The organism is Microbacterium sp. LB12 (assembly GCF_037150835.1).
Classification (GTDB): domain Bacteria; phylum Actinomycetota; class Actinomycetes; order Actinomycetales; family Microbacteriaceae; genus Microbacterium.
Genome location: NZ_JBBCPF010000002.1, coordinates 347,586 through 366,304, shown reverse-complemented (window position 1 = coordinate 366,304; position 18,719 = coordinate 347,586). Strand labels below are relative to the sequence as shown.

Annotated in this window: 20 protein-coding genes; 4 read left to right on the top strand and 16 right to left on the bottom strand. The window is 68.2% G+C overall.

Annotated features, from left to right (window positions below; genetic code table 11):
* The first annotated feature begins 67 nt into the window (after positions 1-67).
* Entirely contained in the window at positions 68-1,066 is a 999-nt protein-coding gene (locus WFM69_RS06220) for a diacylglycerol/lipid kinase family protein (protein ID WP_337002758.1), read from the top strand.
* 21 nt (positions 1,067-1,087) lie between these two features.
* Here WFM69_RS06220 and WFM69_RS06215 read toward each other — a convergent pair whose 3' ends face one another.
* Complete coding sequence (locus tag WFM69_RS06215) at positions 1,088-1,660, bottom strand: TetR/AcrR family transcriptional regulator (RefSeq protein ID WP_337002756.1); 573 nt, start codon at positions 1,658-1,660, stop codon at positions 1,088-1,090.
* A 251-nt stretch (positions 1,661-1,911) separates the two neighbouring features.
* Here WFM69_RS06215 and WFM69_RS06210 point away from each other — a divergent pair, with 251 nt between their 5' ends.
* On the top strand, positions 1,912-2,349 hold the full coding sequence (locus tag WFM69_RS06210) for a hypothetical protein (protein ID WP_337002755.1): 438 nt from the start codon (positions 1,912-1,914) through the stop codon (positions 2,347-2,349).
* Positions 2,350-2,458: 109 nt separating this feature from the next.
* Here WFM69_RS06210 and WFM69_RS19415 read toward each other — a convergent pair whose 3' ends face one another.
* The 5 genes from WFM69_RS19415 to WFM69_RS06190 form a co-directional block, all read right to left on the bottom strand.
* Positions 2,459-2,707, bottom strand: a complete 249-nt coding sequence (locus WFM69_RS19415; RefSeq protein WP_442928364.1) for a transcriptional regulator — start codon at positions 2,705-2,707, stop codon at positions 2,459-2,461.
* The gene (locus WFM69_RS06205) at positions 2,700-3,095 is read right to left on the bottom strand and encodes a hypothetical protein (protein WP_337002753.1); all 396 of its coding nucleotides are present in this window, start codon (positions 3,093-3,095) and stop codon (positions 2,700-2,702) included. The genes WFM69_RS19415 and WFM69_RS06205 overlap by 8 nt, the downstream gene beginning before the upstream one ends.
* Before the next feature lie 139 nt (positions 3,096-3,234).
* Positions 3,235-3,969, bottom strand: coding sequence for a hypothetical protein (locus WFM69_RS06200; RefSeq protein ID WP_337002751.1), 735 nt, complete (start codon positions 3,967-3,969; stop codon positions 3,235-3,237).
* 47 nt (positions 3,970-4,016) lie between these two features.
* A complete protein-coding gene (gene cls, locus WFM69_RS06195; RefSeq protein WP_337002749.1) occupies positions 4,017-5,477 on the bottom strand; it encodes a cardiolipin synthase in 1,461 nt (486 codons plus the stop codon).
* Positions 5,478-5,563: 86 nt separating this feature from the next.
* Positions 5,564-5,737 (bottom strand): hypothetical protein, encoded by a 174-nt coding sequence (locus WFM69_RS06190; RefSeq protein ID WP_337002747.1) that lies wholly within the window; start codon positions 5,735-5,737, stop codon positions 5,564-5,566.
* A gap of 112 nt (positions 5,738-5,849) precedes the next feature.
* Here WFM69_RS06190 and WFM69_RS06185 point away from each other — a divergent pair, with 112 nt between their 5' ends.
* Positions 5,850-6,968 carry a DUF4192 family protein gene (locus WFM69_RS06185; RefSeq protein ID WP_337002745.1) on the top strand — a complete coding sequence of 373 codons (1,119 nt, stop codon included), beginning with the start codon at positions 5,850-5,852 and terminating at the stop codon, positions 6,966-6,968.
* A gap of 17 nt (positions 6,969-6,985) precedes the next feature.
* Here the strand turns inward: WFM69_RS06185 and lysS are convergent, their stop codons facing one another.
* The gene (gene lysS / locus WFM69_RS06180; RefSeq protein ID WP_337002743.1) at positions 6,986-8,515 is read right to left on the bottom strand and encodes a lysine--tRNA ligase; all 1,530 of its coding nucleotides are present in this window, start codon (positions 8,513-8,515) and stop codon (positions 6,986-6,988) included.
* An 80-nt stretch (positions 8,516-8,595) separates the two neighbouring features.
* Between lysS and WFM69_RS06175 the strand changes: the two genes are divergently transcribed.
* Entirely contained in the window at positions 8,596-10,488 is a 1,893-nt protein-coding gene (locus WFM69_RS06175) for a DUF2207 domain-containing protein (RefSeq protein WP_337002741.1), read from the top strand.
* Positions 10,489-10,528: 40 nt separating this feature from the next.
* Here the strand turns inward: WFM69_RS06175 and WFM69_RS06170 are convergent, their stop codons facing one another.
* Genes WFM69_RS06170 through ftsH form a run of 9 tightly spaced genes read right to left on the bottom strand, consistent with a single transcriptional unit; the run spans position 10,529 to position 18,685 of the window.
* On the bottom strand, positions 10,529-11,221 hold the full coding sequence (locus WFM69_RS06170) for a DUF2520 domain-containing protein (protein ID WP_337002738.1): 693 nt from the start codon (positions 11,219-11,221) through the stop codon (positions 10,529-10,531).
* A gap of 2 nt (positions 11,222-11,223) precedes the next feature.
* Complete coding sequence (locus WFM69_RS06165) at positions 11,224-13,302, bottom strand: PH domain-containing protein (RefSeq protein ID WP_337002736.1); 2,079 nt, start codon at positions 13,300-13,302, stop codon at positions 11,224-11,226.
* On the bottom strand, positions 13,299-13,880 hold the full coding sequence (locus WFM69_RS06160) for a PH domain-containing protein (RefSeq protein WP_337002734.1): 582 nt from the start codon (positions 13,878-13,880) through the stop codon (positions 13,299-13,301). The genes WFM69_RS06165 and WFM69_RS06160 overlap by 4 nt, the downstream gene beginning before the upstream one ends.
* On the bottom strand, positions 13,831-14,313 hold the full coding sequence (locus WFM69_RS06155; RefSeq protein WP_337002732.1) for a DUF3180 domain-containing protein: 483 nt from the start codon (positions 14,311-14,313) through the stop codon (positions 13,831-13,833). Before WFM69_RS06155 ends, WFM69_RS06160 begins: the two co-directional genes overlap by 50 nt.
* The gene (gene folK / locus WFM69_RS06150) at positions 14,310-14,849 is read right to left on the bottom strand and encodes a 2-amino-4-hydroxy-6-hydroxymethyldihydropteridine diphosphokinase (RefSeq protein WP_337002730.1); all 540 of its coding nucleotides are present in this window, start codon (positions 14,847-14,849) and stop codon (positions 14,310-14,312) included. Before folK ends, WFM69_RS06155 begins: the two co-directional genes overlap by 4 nt.
* Positions 14,846-15,241, bottom strand: a complete 396-nt coding sequence (folB, locus tag WFM69_RS06145) for a dihydroneopterin aldolase (RefSeq protein WP_337002728.1) — start codon at positions 15,239-15,241, stop codon at positions 14,846-14,848. Before folB ends, folK begins: the two co-directional genes overlap by 4 nt.
* 33 nt (positions 15,242-15,274) lie before the next feature.
* Positions 15,275-16,084 (bottom strand): dihydropteroate synthase, encoded by an 810-nt coding sequence (gene folP / locus WFM69_RS06140; protein WP_337002726.1) that lies wholly within the window; start codon positions 16,082-16,084, stop codon positions 15,275-15,277.
* Positions 16,081-16,683 carry a GTP cyclohydrolase I gene (gene folE, locus WFM69_RS06135; protein WP_337002725.1) on the bottom strand — a complete coding sequence of 201 codons (603 nt, stop codon included), beginning with the start codon at positions 16,681-16,683 and terminating at the stop codon, positions 16,081-16,083. The genes folP and folE overlap by 4 nt, the downstream gene beginning before the upstream one ends.
* 1 nt (position 16,684) lies before the next feature.
* Positions 16,685-18,685, bottom strand: a complete 2,001-nt coding sequence (gene ftsH, locus WFM69_RS06130) for an ATP-dependent zinc metalloprotease FtsH (protein ID WP_337002723.1) — start codon at positions 18,683-18,685, stop codon at positions 16,685-16,687.
* Between the last annotated feature and the right edge of the window lie 34 nt (positions 18,686-18,719).

Below are 18,719 nucleotides of genomic sequence, written 5' to 3'. Positions count from 1 at the left end.
TCCTCACGCCCGGCCGGAGTCGCATCCGATGAGCGATCTCGACCACATCGCGGTTTAGAGTAGCGCCATGACCACCACCGCCCCTCGGCAGCGACAGGCGGCGCTCGTCTACAACCCGATCAAGGTGGATGGTCGTCACCTCCGCGCCACGGTGCGCGATCTGTCGCGCGAAGCCGGTTGGGAGCATCCGGCGTTCTACCCGACGACGGTCGAGGATGCAGGGCAGGAGGCCACCGCGCACGCTCTCGCCCGGGGCGTCGATGTCGTCCTCGTGGCGGGTGGCGACGGAACGGTGCGGGCCGTGTCGGAGGCGATCGCGAACACCGGAGTCCCCCTGGCGATCCTGCCGAGCGGGACCGGCAACCTCCTCGCGCGCAACCTCGGCTTGCCGCTGGGGGATCCTTCGGAGATGATCCGCGCGGCACTCGGCGGCTTCCGGCATCCGATCGACATCGGCTGGGCGCGACTGACCCGAGAGAACGGTGACGAGGCCGAGCACGCGTTCGTCGTCTTGGCCGGGATGGGTCTCGATGCCGACATGATCGCGAACACCCGCTCAGACCTGAAGAAGTCGTGGGGATGGATCGCGTACGTCGACGGTGCCGCGCGCTCGCTCCCCCGCGCGAAGCCCTTCCGCGCCGTGTACCAGGTCGACGAAGGCCGGCTGCATTCGCACAAAGTCTACAGCCTGTTGTTCGCGAACTGCGGCACGCTCCCCGCGCGCATCGCGCTGATCCCGGAGGCCTCCATCACGGATGCCGCGCTCGACATCGCCGTCATCCAGCCCACCGGGGTGCTCGGGTGGATCGGGGTCTGGCGCAAGATCTGGTGGGACAACTCGGTTCTCCAGCGGTTCCGCGCGGGCCGCAGGGTGCTGGCACGTCGTGGCAAGAACGCGTCGATGCACTACTTCCACGGCGCAGCGGCCGAGGCGGCTGCGCCCGAACCGACACCGATCGAGCTCGACGGCGACGAGTTCGGCAGTGCCGTGCGGATCACCTGTCGGGCCGATCCGGGGGCCCTCCTACTGGCGCTGCCACCCGGCCACCCCGTGCACATCCTCTGAGCACGAGGCGTCAGGTTCGCGTCAGGCTGTGCTGCCGCGAAGGGGATCACATCGTTTCCGGCGCGCTACACGATCCAAACGGTCGCGCGTGAGTTGAACCGCATCTTCGACGAGCCGCAGGTAGGCGTCCGTGCCTCGCGCAAGTTCGACAAGCCCGACGACACCACAAAGGAGGTACTTCGCCTCCCTGGAAGCGTCGATTCTCGACGAGACCAGGCCCTTGGACTGCGCTTCTTCGAGGTAATCCGTCAGTCGCGCGATCCATCCGCTGAACTTGCCCGCCGCCAAGTGCGGCGCAGAGGACTGTTGCTCGACCAGCATGAGCGCGACTCTCGCAAGCGGATTGTGAAGTATGCTCTCGGCGACCTGCTCTGCCACGCTCACGATGGCGTCCAGCGGGTCATTCTCGGTGCGCTTGGCTCCCATGAATACACCGCCTGGATAGGCGAGATCGACGATCGTGCCCGCGAGCGCGCGTTTCGTCGGGAAGAAGTATGTGACGAGCGACTTCGAAGTGCCGGCGATCTCAGCGATACGGCTGAAACTCGTCTGCTCATACCCGAGTTCGTCGAAGCAGCAAATCGCAGCTTCCACGATATCTGGCGCGGCGTTAAGTTCACCCGTGGCCGCAACGGTCGTTCGCAATGCTCGCAGGGCCGTGTGCCGTGCCGCTCTTCCCGCTGAACTCATCAACTCACCCCTTCGTGACCGCCTGCGGTCGAACATACGGGCTGCACGGCCGGTCAGGGCACGGTACGTAACATGTGAGTTACCTAACCTGTTGGTCAGTACGTACCGTCGCAGACACCGCAGGTTGGAACTGCGGTCCGACGGAAGGACGGAAAATGAAAAAGGCCGCTGCAACGTTGCTTGCCCTCACGATCGTGCTCGGTGGAGCGTCTGCCCCCGCAACACCGATTGCGCCACGACTCGAGAATGCGCTCTCAGCCGGAAGTGTCGCCATGAGCAGCGGGGCTTCCCCGACTGGTCAGTACGAGTGGGTGTGCGTGTTGACGACCGGGAACACATACTCGATGCGAGACGGCGAGCCCCTCACCAACTGCAAGGGTTCGTACTTGCAGAAGTACCTCAACGGTCGACAGCTCGCCGTGTACCGCCTTGCCTATGACGGAAACGGGGCGATTGCGAACGTCAAAGCCGAGGGCTGTCTGCTCGCGGTGGCGGGCGGAGTACTCACGATCCTGAGTCCTGCATGGACCTTGCGGTATGTGGCATCTGTTGCCGTCGGCGGGATCGGCGTGTACGCATCCTGCAAGGCGTGACATCGGGCGACTAGACAGGCGACTTCGGGGCTTCGGCTCGACAGCGACCTGCCTAGAGGCCGACTATCTCTCGCAGACGGCCCACGTAGACGACGAAGGCCTTCCGGCCTTAGTTCGTGCAGGTTACCCAGGTGTGCACAGCACCAGGGACCGGAGCCTTGGCGACACTGACATACCCTGCCTCTCTCAGCGTAGAGAGGTGCTTACTCAAAGAGGAATCACTGATCTGAAGCATGTCGCGGAGCACCCCAAACTCCACATCGTCGCATTCCGTAAGGTACGCGAGGAGTGCCAGCCGCCGCGGATGGTGGATGATCTCGTTGAGAGAATCGGCCAGATGGGGTTCTGAACTAGTCACGAGTTGCGGCCCGCCTCCGAGCCCGGTCGAACATCACTCCGCCCGACGCCACGAGCAACGCGACGACGCCGCCCGTAAGCCAACTCGTCCATACCGAATCAAGAAGATCCGCAAGCACCCACCCGGCGACCAACGCGGCGACGGTGGCAATCGCGAAGATCGACACGATGATCGTCGATGAACGCCCACGGTGGAGTTCTGTCACGCGTGCTCCGAGAAGCCTCCGACGAACACCTTCCAACACGGCCATCGCGATTGCCATTGCGAGAACCGCAAGTCCCTTCGCGACGCCGGGTAGGAGAAGAACCGCTACCGTCGCTGAGCCGAGAACGAGCGCTGTCACGAGATGCAACCACATCGGCGCGCGGGTTCTCTCGACGGCGGCCACACGAGCATGCTTGATTATGCGCAGCTGCTCGCGCGCCGAGGGTGACTTTTCCATAGAGGAAAGTACACTCGCGCTCTGGACCACTGTCAACATTCTGCTGACGAAGAATCGCGGTATCCCGAGATCTCGCTAGAGCTTGTCAGCGCACCTCGACCGTGCCGTCGAGACCGCCGCCGACCAGCGTCAGGGTGAAGGTCGCATCGTCGTCGACCGCGTCATCCCCGAAGGACAGCAGCGTCGCACGCGGGACCATGTCCATCGTGCAGACCTGGTTCTCGTCCGTCACGAACGTCGCCGTTCCGGCGTTCCCGGAGCCCTCGAGCGATTCGACGACGGGAATGCACGTGGACGAGCCCCACGTCAGCAGCACGAGACCACCGTCGTCGAACCAGCCGGCGGTGGGCTGGTACTCCGTCGAGGTTCCCGGGGTGCCGGTCGCCGCGGGGTCGCCGTCGAGGTCGACGTCATCGGTGAGGTCGCCGTAGGTGACGTTCAGCGTGATGTCCTTCGTCGGATCGACGCCCTCCGGCAGTGCACCGATGCTCGCCCGCGGGGCGAAGTCGGCGGTGCAGGCCTTCTCGGTGCCGTCGGTGCTCGCCGGCTCGACCAGCGTCACAGACACGGTCTGTCCGTCAGCCGAGACCTCGTCGACCTGCGGCACACACGTCGACGATCCCATCGTGACAACCGCGAACATGCGGCCGTCGTCGAGCAGGGCACCCTCGAAGTCGTTCTGGTCGTCGATACCGCCGGCGCTCGGTGCGGGCGAGCTGGTCGGGGTGTCGGATCCCGGCCCCGCCGTGCATCCTGCCACGAGGAGCACGGCGGCGACGAGACCGACGACGGAGACGAGAGGACGAAGGGCGGAGGTCATGCTCACAGGGTAGCGGCAGCGTCTGTCGACGGGATAGCCCGCGGCGACTACTGCAATGCAGACGTGAGGCGGGCGAGGTTGTCGAGCACAGTGGAGCGCAGCGGCTGCTGCATCCACTCCTCCAGGGTGAGCTCGCGGCTGAGCGAGCGGTACTTGTCCTCGACCTCGCGCATCTCGGCGACGAACTCCTCGCCGCGCACCAGCATCGACACCTCGAGGTTGAGGCCGAAGGAGCGCATGTCCATGTTGCTGGACCCGATCACGGCGACTTCCTCGTCGATCGTCAGCGTCTTCGTGTGCAGGATGTACGGCTTGCGGTACATCCAGATGCGCACGCCCGCCTTGAGCAGCACCTCGTAATAGCTGCGCTGCGCGTGGTAGACCATCGCCTGATCGCCCTCTTCCGAGACGAACAGCTCGACCTGCACCCCTCGATCGACCGCGGCGGTCACCGCGAGCAGCAACGCCTCGTCAGGGACGAAGTAGGGGCTCACGATCATGATCTTCTTCTTGGCCGCATACAGCAGGCCGAGGAAGAGACGGAGGTTGTTCTCGACCTCGAAACCGGGGCCCGAGGGCACCACCTGGCAGTCGAGGTCGCCGGAGCCGATGTTCGCGTGGGCGATGTCGATGCCCTCGAGCACGGTGTCGGTCTCGCTGTACCAGTCGGCGACGAAGATCGCGTTCACGCTCAGCACGACGGGTCCATCGATGCGGACCATGAGGTCGACCCAGTGCAGGCCGCGCTTGATGTTCTTCTTGAGGTTGTACGTCGAGTCGGTGATGTTCTGCGACCCGAGGAAGGCGACGTTGCCGTCGACGACGAGGAGCTTGCGGTGGTTGCGCAGGTCGGGGCGCTGCATCTTGCCCTTGAGAGGCTGCACCGGGAGCATCAGGTGCCAATCGGCGCCCATCGCGTTGAGCCGCGCGAGGGTCTGCTTGTAGCGGGGCTTGCCGCGGTTCGCCCAGTGATCGAGCAGGACGCGCACCTCGACACCGCGTGCGGACACCTCTTCCAGCGCGCGGAAGAAGTTGTCGGTCGAGTCGTCCGACTGCAGGATGTAGAACTCCACGTGCACGTAGTCCTGTGCCGTGCGGATGGCCTCGGCCATCTCGTCGAGCGATTCCTGGTAGTCGGAGATCAGGTGAGCACCGTTGTCGCCCGACAACGGCAGCGCGCCGAGCCGCTGATTCATCTGCACGATCGGGCCGAACCAGGCTGGCGCGTGCGGACGCAGCGTTCCGAAGTGCAGGTGCTCGCTGGTCTCGGCGATGTACTCGTTGATCTGGTCCTGCTTCCGGCGGCGCGCACGCGGGAGACGCGGGTTGCCGATCACGAGGAAGAGGAAGACCCCGACGAACGGGATGAAGAAGACCGCCAGGAGCCAGGCCATCGCGGCGGTGGGGCGGCGATTGCGCGGAATGACGATGATCGCCGTCACGCGGATGATGATGTCGAGCACCACGAGGAAGGCGGCGACCCACCATGCCCAGGTCTCGGCAGTCATCGCGCTCCCTCGCCACCGCAGTGACCGTCACATCCGACGCGCACCGGAGGCGGTGCGCTGGCTTCACAGTAGCGGATGGGTGCGACTCAGGCGCGTGGGGGGAGACCTCGCGCCGCACGCTCCTCGGCTTCGATCTGCGCGTGCACCTTGCGTTCGGTGCGATCGAAGCGGAGGATGCCGCGAACCACGAGGAAGAACACGATGCTCACCCCGACGGTCGGCAGGAGCGACCATGCCACGGCGACCCAGATGTTCTCCATGCCTCTATCGTACGCGAGCGACTGTTCGTCCACATTCCCGGCTTCTCAGGAAGTGCGTCCACAGGAGCCCCTTTCGCCCTCGATCTCGCGCGCGTTCGATCACACTCTCTGCATGACCACAGTTCTCCGCGCCACCGACTCCGCCGACTTCCTCAGCATCGTGCCCGCTCTCGCCGGCTTCACCCCGCGCGAGAGCATCGTGCTCCTCCCCTTCCGCGGCACCCGCACGGATGGGGCGATGCGTCTCGATCTCCCCGATGACGAGACCGACCTCGAGGCGTATGCGGATGCCGCGGTCGGCCTCGTGGCTCGGGTCACCGGGACCGACGCGCTGGCGGCGGTCGTGTACACAGCCGACGAGGCCCACGGCACGCGTGACGGACTCGTGCTCCCGCACGCCGTCGCGGTCGACGAGGTGCTGGGATGCGCAGAGGATGCCGGGCTTCGCGTGGTCGATGCGCTCTGCGTGACGCCGTCCGGATGGTCGAGCTACATCGAGGTCGACCCCGGACTCCACCCCCTCGCGCAGATCCGTCGCCCGGCGGATCTGCCGACCGATGCCGATGTCTCCGGTGATCAGTCCTCCGGCGCTGTGCTTCCCGCCGTCGATCTCGCCGAGAAGGAACGGGTGGCCCGAGCAGCTCTCGAACTCTCCGCCGCGCTCGACCGGAAGGGATGCGGAAGACTGACCGGCCGCGAGAACCCGCAGCTGATCGCGGCGCTCGTGCTCCTGGAAGACATCCCCGCGTTGTTCGAGTCCGTGCTCGCCTCGCCCGACGCCCTGCCGCCCTTCGCGACGGCGGCGCTCCTGTGGTGCCTGGAGCAGCCGCTGCTGCGTGACGTCGCGATCGCGCAGTGGGCGACGGACCTCACGGGCGGCATGCGCACGCTCGACGCGCAGACCGCGTTCGCGATGTCCGGGGAGATGGTTCCCGACGACCTGGGACGGGTCTTCCTCGGGCAGGGTCCTGTACCCGACACCGAGCGGCTGCGCCAAGCGCTCTCGGTCGTGCGCGAAGCGGCCGCCAGAGCACCCCGAGCCGTTCGACCCGCGCCCCTCACCGCGGCAGCGTGGCTGTCGTGGGCGCTGGGGCGCGCCACGCACGCCGGCCACTACCTCGAGCTGGTGCGCGACATCGACCCGCACTACTCGCTCGCCGCGCTGCTGGAGACCATGATCGGCAGCGCGCTTCTCCCGGAGTGGGCGTTTCGACGGGGCTCGGCGGCGTGACCCCCTGCCGCCGAGGGCTACTTGACGAGCGGGAAGAGGATCGTCTCGCGGATACCGAGCCCGGTGATCGCCATCAGCAGACGATCGATGCCCATGCCCATGCCACCAGACGGCGGCATGCCGTGTTCGAGCGCCCGCAGGAACTCCTCATCGACGGGCATCGCCTCGACATCTCCGCGGGCGGCGAGCTTCGCCTGCTCGACGAAGCGCTCACGCTGGATGACGGGGTCGACGAGCTCGGAGTAGCCCGTCGCGAGCTCGAACCCGCGGATGTAGAGGTCCCACTTCTCCACGACACCATCGATCGAGCGGTGCTCGCGGACCAGGGGGGAGGTGTCGACCGGGAAGTCCATGACGAACGTCGGGCGCACCAGGTCGCCCTTCACGAAGTGCTCCCACAGCTCCTCGACGAGCTTGCCGTGCGTGGCCTGCGGCGGAAGATCCACCCCGTTCGCCTCGGCGAACGCGATGAGGTCCTCGACCGCATCCTGCGGGGTCACGGTGCGACCGGACGCGGCGGAGAGCGACTCGTACATCGAGATGCGGTCCCACTCGCCGCCGAGGTCGTACTCGGTGCCATCGGCCCACGTCACGGTCGTGGAACCGGCGACGGCGACCGCCGCATTCTGCACGAGCTCCTGGGTGAGAGCGGTCATCTGGTTGTAGTCGCCGTACGCCTGGTAGGCCTCGAGCATCGCGAACTCGGGGCTGTGCGTGGAATCCGCGCCCTCGTTGCGGAAGTTGCGGTTGATCTCGTAGACGCGCTCGATACCACCCACGACAGCGCGCTTCAGGTAGAGCTCGGGTGCGATGCGCAGATACAGCTCGGTGTCGAACGCGTTCGAGTGCGTGATGAACGGGCGAGCCGATGCCCCACCGTGCTGCACCTGCAGCATCGGCGTCTCGACCTCGAGGTAGTCATGACTCGTGAACGTCGCACGCAGGCTCGCGTTCACGGCAGCACGGGCGCGGACCGTCGTGCGTGCCTGCTCGCGGACGATCAGGTCGAGGTAGCGACTGCGCACCCGCCCTTCCTCGCTCAACTCGGAGTAGGCGTTGGGGAGCGGGAGGATCGCCTTCGATGCGATCTCCCAGCCATCGGCCATGACCGACAGCTCGCCGCGGCGGCTGGAGATGACCTCGCCGTGCACGAAGACGTGGTCGCCCAGGTCGACATACTCCTTCCAGTCCGCCAGCGACCCCTCGCCGACGTTCGCGAGGGAGATCATCGCCTGGATGCGCGAGCCGTCCCCGGCCTGCAGAGTGGCGAAGCAGAGCTTGCCGGTGTTGCGGCTGAAGACCACTCGTCCGGCGACGCCGACGACGACGCCGGTCTCAGCCCCCGCTTCGAGCTCGCCGTACTCGGCGCGCAATGCAGGGATCGTGTGCGTGACCGGCACGGCCACCGGGAACGCTCCGCCACCGGCATCCGTGCGCTTCTCGATCAGACGCTCGCGCTTGGCGAGGCGCACGGCCTTCTGCTCATGGACGTCTTCGTCGGAAGAGTCGGTCGAGTCGGGTTCGGGCGCGGCGGACGCGTCAGTCATGTGCGGGGCTCCTTGGAAGTCTCCCCCAGTTTACCGAGGCGCAGTGCCGCCCCTGGGCGCACGCTGGGTAGCCTCGAAGAATGGCCCACACACGGTTCCTCCGCGCGTTCGCTGCTCTCGTACTCACCGTGGCCGCGATCGCCACGCCGGCTGCCGCCCTGGCCGCGCCCGAAACGGGTGTCGCGACAGAACCGGGTGTCGCGACGAGCGCACAGCAGCATCCCGGCGCGGTGTCGGGCGATGTGGACGATTTCTCCTACAGCTCGTGGGACGCCGAGTACCGCGTCGGCCTCGATGATGACGGTCGAGCACGGATGCACGTGACCGAGACCCTGGTCGCCCACTTCCCGGACGTCGACCAGAACCGCGGCATCGTCCGCGGCCTGCCCACCTCATACGAAGGCGCCGACACCGAGACCCGCATCCTCTCGGTGACCGACGAGAACGGCGCCGACGTGCCCTATGAGACCGAGACGGATGACGGCCTGCTCTATGTGCTGACCGGCGACGACGACTACGTGCACGGTCTCACCACGTATGTGATCGAGTACGAGATGCGCGACGTGATCCTCGCGACGACGCCTCAGAAAGACTCGGGCGCGACGTCGGTGGACGAGTTCTACTGGGACCTCCTCCCCCTCGACAGCACGCAGCCGATCGAGAGATTCAGCGCAGACATCGCCTTCGATGCCGAGATGACCGCGGCCCTCACCGGCGCCACCCGCTGCTATTCGGGGCCTTCGGGATCGACGACCGACTGCGATCTGCAGGGTCCCCTCGTCGACGGCGGTGCCGCCACCTTCCACGTGGAGTCGGGCCAGCGCGCCGCCAGCGACGGGGTGACCGTGGCCATCGGCTTCCAACCGGGCACCGTCACGCAGCCGCCTGCTCGCACGCCGAACGTGGTGACGGACATCGCCCCTGCGGTCGCCGCAGTCGGCGCGCTCGGACTCTCCGCAGGGAGCTGGGCGGCGGTGTCCGCGTTCGCACGCAGACGGAGGACAGCGACCGGCATCATCGTCGCCCAGTACGACGTGCCCGATTCGCTGCCGCCCCTCGTCGCCGCCGCGGTGATCCCCGGTGCCAAAGACGTGATCCCGGCGGAGATCGTGCATCTCGCGGTGCGGGGCATGCTCCGCATCGAGGAGGGAGCCGAAGCAGAGGAGCCGCGGCTGCGCCGGATCACCGGGGCTCGCGTCCCCGACCCGCTCGACGCCGCAGCTCTCGACGCCCTGTTCGTCGACGCGGACGCGGACGGCGTCGTCGACCTCCCCGCGGCAAGCGAAGAGTTCGCCGCACGGATGACGGCGCTCACCCAAGGGGGGATCGGCGCGGCATCGAGTCGCGGCCTCACCGAGAAAGCGCGCAGCCGGGGTGCTGTCGTCCTGCAGTGGTGCGCGATCGGCATCGCCGCAGTCGGCCTGGCCATCGGCATCGCGGGCGCCGTCGATGGGCGCCTCTCCTCGACCCCCGCCCTCGTCGCGGTCTCTTTCGGCGCGTTCCTCGTGCTCCTGTCGAGCATCTACGGATTCTCGAAGCACACGGTCCTCACGGCCGAAGGCGCTCGCGCCTACGAGTACCTGCAGGGGGTGAAGGAGTTCATCCGCGTCGCCGATGCCGATCGTCTGCGGATGCTGCAGTCATACCGGGGCGCCGAGCGCCGACAGGACGGCACCGCCGACGTGATCCACGTCTACGAGCACCTCCTTCCCTACGCGATGCTGTTCGGCATGGAGCGCGAGTGGGGCGACGTGCTCGAACGGGCATACACCCACGAGCAGCAGGGGCCGACCTGGATCGGAGATCCGACGTCCTTCGCCCTGCGCGTGCAGCTCGCGTCGTTCGTCGCCTCCTCGCACTCGGCGGCGACCTACTCCGCACCGTCCACCGGTTCGTCGTCGAGTGCCGGCGGATCGTTCGGCGGCGGCTTCTCCGGCGGTGGAGGGGGCGGTGGGTTCTCGGGCGGGCGATGATGCCCTGCATCGATACCGTGCGTGACCTCGCGACGTCCGGTCAGATCAGCGGAGGTGCGTCGGATGCCTCACGCAACGCCCGCTCGACCGTGGACTGCACCAGCGCCGACAGGTAGCCGCCGGGGTTCTCGACGCCGATCTCCCGCAAGCGCGCCGTCGACTGTCCGATGATCGACCGGGAGAACTCGGTCGCCGTCGCGATCGCGTCCGCGTACGCGGCACGGTCGCCCTCGGCGATCACGATCGGCTCGCATCCCATCTCCACGGCAAGAGCCTGGGCGATCGGCAGCACGGCAGCAGGTGCCGTCACCGCCGCGAACCCGGCCTGCAGTTGTCGCAGGTCGATCGACGTTCCCGTGAAGGTGATCGCCGGATGCACGGCTAGCGGGATCGCACCGCGTTCAGCGGCCGGACGCAGCACCTCGATGCCATATGCGGGATCCGTGTGCAGCACCAGCTGCCCGATCTGCCAGCCGCCCACCTCGGCGATGCCCGCGACCAGTGACGGCAGCTGCTCGGACGGAACCGCGAGGATCACCAGTTCGGCGCGCCGCACGATCTCCCGCGCATCGAGCACCGGCACGTCAGGCAGCACCGCGGAGGCCCGTTCATCATCGGACCCGCTCGTGATCCCGATCACCGCGTGCCCGGCGCCACCGAGAGCCGCGCCCACCACCGGTCCGACGCGCCCCGCACCGATGATGCCGACGCCGAGACGTCCGTCGCGCACCACCGTCACTCCTCCGTCTGGGCGGGTGGAGCGGAAGGTGCCGGCGGAGCGACCGGAGGCAGCGGCGGGGGAGACACCGGTGACACGGCCTGCGAGGCGGGCGGTGCCACTGGCGGTGCGGGCGGAGGAGGGGGTGGCGTCGGCGATGCCGCGGCAGGAGAGCCGGGCGACGGCGCGGCCTCGGGCACCACGGCGTCAGGCGCCGGCCCCGTGTACGGCGGCGGAACCGGAGCACCCGTCACCGGGCCCGTGTACGGCGGCGGAACGGCGGGCGCTCCAGAAGCCGGCCCCGTGTAGGGCGGTGGCACCGGCGCACCCGACGCCGGCCCGGTGTAGGGCGGCGGAACCGGCGCACCCGTCACCGGCCCCGCGTACGGCGGCGGCGCTACGGGCGGTGCGGCCGGGTCCGGGGCAATAGGAGCATGCTCGCTCCACCGGTGACTCGTGTCGCGCGACGCGGCTTCGGCTGCGGCCCGGCTGACATCGTCGATCAACGCCAGCGCGTCGGCGCGCTCCAGACCCGAGAGGTACCCGGTGATGGGACCGGGAACGGTGTGCACCTGTGCGCCCGATACCTGCTGCGCGCGGTCGATCGGTCCCTGGCTGAGAGACACACCCTGCAGACGCGCCAGCGGGAACACCGCGAGCTTGCGCCACACCACACCCCGGCGCAGGAGCAGCCCGAAGTCGGTGACCAGGTAGCCGTGACGCTTCCACGAGAACGGCCGCCGCCAGCCCGCCCGGCGCGGCATCGTGCGATACGCGTCGCCCTCGGCCGGCCCATCGATCCCGTCCTCCCACAGTGCCGGGATGCTCGCCGCCGGCACATCGGGAAGCACCAGACCGAGCACGCGTTCCACGTCGGCGCGCTTGCCGACCGGCAGCACGACGTTGAACTGCTGCCCGCTTCCAGAGGACTGCGCGGCGACGCTCTTGCCGCTCATCCGGTTGATCTTGATGGTCCACCACCCGAACGGACGCCACAGCAGCGACTGCGACACCTCGACGGCGAAGATGCGCCCGGGCGGGAGGGTCTCGGTCACGGTCGTGAGGAGACCGTAGGTGATGCGCACGCCGTCCGGAGTCGGCGCGATCGAGTAGCGCAGCGACTTGGAGATCTGCGCCCAGGTGATACCGACGACCGCGATGACCATCGGCACGCCCATGCCGAGGCCGAGTCCGAGCAGAACCACGCTGCCGCCCGTGTTCCCATCGGCGAACATGCCGATCATGGCGCTGCCGATCGCGATCGCGAAGATCGCCGCGAAGAACAGGAACCAGAGCACACCGGAGATCAGCTGCGACCCGACGAGGCGCCCGGTCGGGATCTTCACGACGCTCTCGGGAACAACGTCGGTGAGGTCGACGCCCGTGATGAGCCCGGTGACTCCGGCATTCACGGATCCGACCAGCTGCGCACGTGCGGATGCCGGTGCCGCGGCCTCCGCGCCCGCGGCAGCGGGGTTCAGCGTGGCGTGGCGTGCCGCGCGTGCACCCGAGGCCAGTCGCAGGATGTCGGCACGCACCGACTCCGCCCGCGGAGTGGCAAGGTACTCCAGGTCGACATTCGCGTCGTTGCCTGCGCCGACGACCTCGAGCTTCGCGAGACCGATGATGCGAGCGGGGAACGGCCGCGTGAGGTTGACGCCCTGCACGCGATCCAGCGGGGCGCGGCGGTGCGAACGGAAGATGATGCCCTTGCGGACCTCGACGTGGTCGCCGGTGATCCGGAACTGCTGGAAGCGCCAGATGAACCAGAAGATGAGGATCAGCACGACCACGAGCCCGAGCACGCTGAGCAGCGCCACCAGGATCAGGTTGTTCGAGAGCACCCAGTCGACAGGGTCGCCACCGGTGTAGTCGCCGTAGTGCGCTTCTTCGGGCGTGAAGAGCTCGACCGCCCACGTGATCAGACGATCGCGCATGTTGGCGATCACGATTCCGGCGATCACGATCAGCGCCAGCCCACCCTTGAAGAGCGGGGTGAGCGGATGCATCCGGTGCCACTCGCCGTTCGCCAGCGTCGTGGACGGGTCGCCGTCTGCCAGCGAGCTCGGCGAGGGGGGAAGCTGCGGTGCGCTCACAGTCCGGTCCGGCGGGTCTCGGCGACGTGGATGAGGGTGTCGCGCAGCGCCTCCGCCGCGTTCTGGGTGAGGCCGGGGATCTGCACGCCCGTCGTCGCGGCGGCCGTGACCATCTTGAGCTGGGCGATTCCGAAGCCGCGGTCGAGCGGCCCCTGCGTGATGTCGACGAGCTGCATGCGACCGTAGGGAACGGCGATCATGCGCTGCCACAGGATGCCCTTGCGGAACACGATGTCGTCGGCGCGCAGCATGTAGCCGATGGCCCGCGCCTGGCGCGGCAGGATGATGAGCGCGAACAGCGTGATGAGCACGATGATCCCGGCGGGGATCCACACCCACGGCACGTGCAGCACGAGGTTCAGCACCACGGCCGCGGCCAGCACGATCACGAGGAAGATCACGTTCTGCACGATCTGCGACACCACGTAGCGCGGCGAGATCTGGTGCCAGGTGCCGTCGAGCTCGAGACGGGCCTCGTTGCGGGCCGTGCGCAGCTGCGTGTAGGTGCCCTGGTCGAGGGCACCGAGGTCAGTGCCCTCCGCCGGGTTCAGGGGCGCGGTCTCTGGGTTCTGAGTCATCAGGATCCTTCGGCAGGGTGCAGAACTGTTCGGCGACGAGCGCGGCGATCACGAGGACGATCGCGCTTGCGATCAGGGCCAGCATGGCCACAGTCGACCCTACCGGTGGTTCGACGGGGCGAGACAGGAGGAAGACCAGGAGTCCCGCGCCGAACCCTGCCATGATCGCGCCCACCAGGCTCGACGCCCGGGCCAGCGTCGCCGCCCTCAGCGCACGGAAGGGGTCGATCCGGATGCCGGAGCGCACACTGCGGCGCACCGGCCAGGCGACACCCAGCGCGGCGGCGGCGATGAGGAGCAGCAGTACCGGCAGCAGCAGCGACGGGGTGAAGGTGGCGCGTCCCGCCGCCGTGAGCAGGTGGTCGAGCAGGAACCCGGCGCCGCCCGCGAGCAGCGCGAGAACGAAGAGCAGACCGACCGAGGTACGTCTCATCCCTCGCCCCGTGCGTGCAGTTCGGCCGCGAGCTCGGCGACACGGCCATGCCCGGTCAGCGTCGCGTCGGGGTCGACGTCCAACCAGGGATCGAGCACGAACAGCCGCTCGGCGGCACGGGGATGCGGCAGCTGCAGGCGCGGTTCGTCCGACACCACGTCGCCGTACGCGATGAGGTCGAGATCGAGCGTGCGGTCGCCCCAGCGCTCGCGGCGTTCCCGTCCGTTCTCGTCTTCGATCGCATGCAGCATGCCGAGGAGGATCTCAGGGGCGAGGCGCGTCGTGACCAGAGCAACCGCGTTCACGTAGCCGGGGGCTTCGGGGTCGGGGCCGTCGAGGCGCAGGGCGACGGTCTCGAACAGCCGCGAGAGCCGCACGTCGCTCACCAACGGCAGCCGCGCGATCCGTTCGGCTGCCGCACGGATCGTGTCGTGGCGGTCGCCGAGGTTCGCTCCGAGGGCGACGACTGCGACGGTCTCCGGTCGTCCGGGGCGGGGACCGGGAAGGTCCGGCGGGTTCGCCAGATTGCGGCTCATGCGCTCGCCTCCTCGCGGGCGGTCGTCACGCGGCCTCGATGCACCGTGACCGCCACGTCGGCGAAGTTCAGGGTGATCGGGGCATGCGGTTTGTGCACGGTCACGGTCACCTGCTGCACCCGGTGATCCTCGAGGCCGACCTCGGCGATCCGCTCGGCGAGGGTCTCGATCAGGTTGACCGGCTCACCGGCGACGACCGCAGCCACCTTCTCGGCGAGCTCTCCGTAGTGCACGGTGTCGACCACGTCGTCGGTCGCCGCGGCGCGGTCGAGGGACAGGCGCAGACGGAGGTCGATCGTGAACTCCTGGCCGTCCTCCCGCTCGTGCTCGTACACGCCGTGACGGCCGAACACGGTCAGACCCGTGAGGACGATCTCGTCGAGGGAACTCATGCCTCTAGCGTAGGGGCGACGCCCGACACGCCCTCAGCCTTCCCAGGCGTGGGCGATCGCGAGCGCGTCACGCGTGGCGGCCACGTCGTGCACGCGCACCGCCCAGACGCCTGCCCTGACCGCGAGCGCACTGGTGACGGCGGTCGCGAGGTCCCGTCGCCCCTCGGCGACGACGGCGTCCGGTCCGGCGTCCTGACTCAGAGCCTCCGCCAGGAATCGCTTGCGCGATGTCCCCAACAGCACCCGGGGACCGAGTGCGACGATCTCGTCGAGGTCTCGCAGCAGATCCCAGTTCTGCGGACCCGTCTTCGCGAAGCCGATGCCCGGATCCACGATCAACCGCGACGGGGCGATGCCGGACGCCGCGGCCTCCCCCATGCGCTCCTGCAGCTCGCCCGCGACCTCGCGCGCGACGCGGCTGTACTCGGCCTTCGCGTACATGTCGGCGGAGAAGCCGCGCCAGTGCCCGATCGCGAAGTCGGCGCCGGACTCGGCGACCGCCGCGCGCATCTCGGGATCGGCGAGTCCTCCGGAGACGTCGTTCACGATCCGCGCGCCCGCAGCCACGGCGGCCGCGGCCGTCTCGGCGCTGAGCGTATCGACACTCACCGGCACGCCGGCAGCGACCAGCTGCTCGATCACGGGGATCACCCGCTGCTGCTCGACCGCGGTGCCCACACGCTCCGCACCCGGCCTGGTCGATTCCCCGCCGACATCGAGCACGGCAGCGCCTTCGGCCCGGAGCCGCAGCCCGTGCGCCACCGCCTGGTCGACGTGCAGGTAACGTCCTCCATCGCTGAACGAATCAGGGGTGACGTTGACGATGCCCCAGATGCCGGTCATGCGTGGGCTGTCCCCGCCGACGCGCCGATCAGCGTGATCAGCTCGGTGCGGGCGACGGCGTCCGTGTACTCCCCGCGTGCGGCGATCGTGAGGGTCGACGCCTCGGTCTGGCGTCCCCCGCGCATCGTGACGCAGCCGTGGCTGGCATCCAGTACGACGAGAACGCCGCGGGTGTCGAGGTGCTCGGCGATCGTGTCGGCGATCTGCTCGCCGAGACGCTCCTGCACCTGCGGCCGCGCGGCGAGGATCTCCACGACCCGCACGAGGGCCCCGAGTCCCACGACCTGCTCCCCCGGCAGATACGCGATGTGCGCGTGCCCGGCGAAGGGCAGCAGGTGGTGCTCGCAGACCGAGCGGAATCGGATGTCGCGCAGCAGCACGGCTCCGGAGGGGAGCGTGTCGGGCGCGGGTCCCCGCGAGACGCTGATGGTGCGTGCGAGCGGCTCGGCCGGATCCTCGCCGACGCCCGAGAAGAACTCGGAGTACAGCTCGGCCATGCGCGTCGGAGTCTGCTTCAACCCCGGGCGGTCCGGGTCCTCGCCGATCGCCTCGAGCAGTTCGCGGGTCAGTCGCTCGACGCGCTGCCTGTCGACACCCACGTCACGCCGTCGCGGGTCGCGGCTTGCCGGCTCCCGCCGATTCCTGCTGAGTGCGGGGCGCGCTGGCCGGCGCCTCGACCGAGGCCGCGAGCGACACATCCTTCTTCGGCACCTCGATCGGGGGACGCTCCGACACCGGACGGCCCTCGCTCGACAGCCACAGCGGACGCTCCGGCAGCTTCTTCACCTCGGTGAAGATCTCGGCGATCTGGTTGTGGTCGAGGGTCTCCTCCTCGAGCAGGGCGAGCGCGAGCTTGTCGAGGATGTCGCGGTTCGCGCTGATGACCTCGTACGCCTCGTTGTGCGCCTGCTCGATGAGAGCGCGCACCTCGGTGTCGACACGTTCGGCGATGGTCTCGGAGTAGTCGCGGCCACGACCCATGTCGCGACCGGCGAACGGCTCACCGCCCTCGGTACCGAGCTTGACCGGACCGAGCTGGGTGGTCATGCCGTATTCGATGACCATCTTCCGGGCGATCGACGTCGCCTTCTCGATGTCGTTCGAGGCGCCGGTGGTCGGGTCGTGGAAGACGATCTCCTCCGCGACACGGCCGCCCATGGCGTACGTCAGCTGGTCCTGCAGCTCGTTGCGGGTGACCGAGTACTTGTCGTCCAGCGGCAGCACCATCGTGTATCCGAGGGCCTTGCCGCGCGGCAGGATCGTGATCTTGGTCACCGGGTCGGTGTAGTTCATCGCCGCGGCGGCGAGCGCGTGACCGCCCTCGTGGTACGCAGTGATCAGCTTCTCCTTGTCGCGCATCACGCGGGTGCGACGCTGCGGACCGGCGATCACACGGTCGATGGCCTCGTCAAGAGCACGGTTGTCGATCAGCTGGGCGTTCGAGCGCGCCGTGAGCAGGGCCGCCTCGTTGAGCACGTTCGCGAGGTCGGCTCCGGTGAAGCCCGGCGTCTTGCGGGCGACGACCTCGAGATCGACGTTCTTCGAGAGGGGCTTGCCCTTGCTGTGCACCTCGAGGATCTTCTGCCGACCCTTGAGGTCGGGGGCGTCGACACCGATCTGACGGTCGAAGCGTCCGGGGCGCAGCAGTGCGGGGTCGAGGATGTCGGGGCGGTTGGTGGCCGCGATCACGATCACGTTCGCGTTCGGGTCGAAGCCGTCCATCTCGACCAGCATCTGGTTGAGGGTCTGCTCGCGCTCGTCGTTGCCGCCGCCCATGCCGGCACCGCGGTGGCGTCCGACGGCGTCGATCTCGTCGATGAAGATGATGGCGGGAGCGTTCTCCTTGGCCTGGCCGAAGAGGTCGCGCACGCGGGAGGCACCGACACCGACGAACATCTCGACGAAGTCGGATCCGGAGATCGAGTAGAACGGTGCCCCGGCCTCGCCGGCGACAGCGCGGGCGAGGAGGGTCTTACCGGTTCCGGGAGGGCCGTACAGGAGCACGCCCTTCGGGATGCGGGCGCCGATCGCCTGGAACTTCGCGGGATCCTGGAGGAACTCCTTGATCTCGTGGAGCTCCTCGATGGCCTCGTCGGCGCCGGCCACGTCGGCGAAGGTGACCGTCGGGGTCTCCTTGTTGACGAGCTTCGCCTTGGACTTGCCGAACTGCATGACCTTGCCGCCACCGCCCTGCATGGACGACAGCAGCCACCAGAACAGCAGACCGAGCAGCACGAGGGGAAGGAGAAGAGAGAGGAAGCCGTCGAACCAGGTCGCCCGCGGGACGGCGTCGTTGAAGCCGTCCTTCGGAGCCGCCTCGTTGATCGCCTTCACGACCTCGTCGGCGCGGGCGTCGACGTAGTAGAACTGCACGTTCTCGGAGCCCTCGAACGGCTTCGACAGCGTCATGTCGACGCGCTGGTCCCCATCGGTGTTCACGACCTCGGTGACCGTCGTTCCGGAGAGGAGCTTGAGGCCCTCCTGGGTCGTGATCTGCTTGGGGGCACCAAGATTCGAGATCAGCAGGAATCCACCGAAGAGCAGCACGCCGATCAGCGCGACGTAGATCAGCGGATTCCGGGTGAGCTTCTTCACATCCATGATCGGATCAGCGTATCGCGCGCGCCCTAGGGGG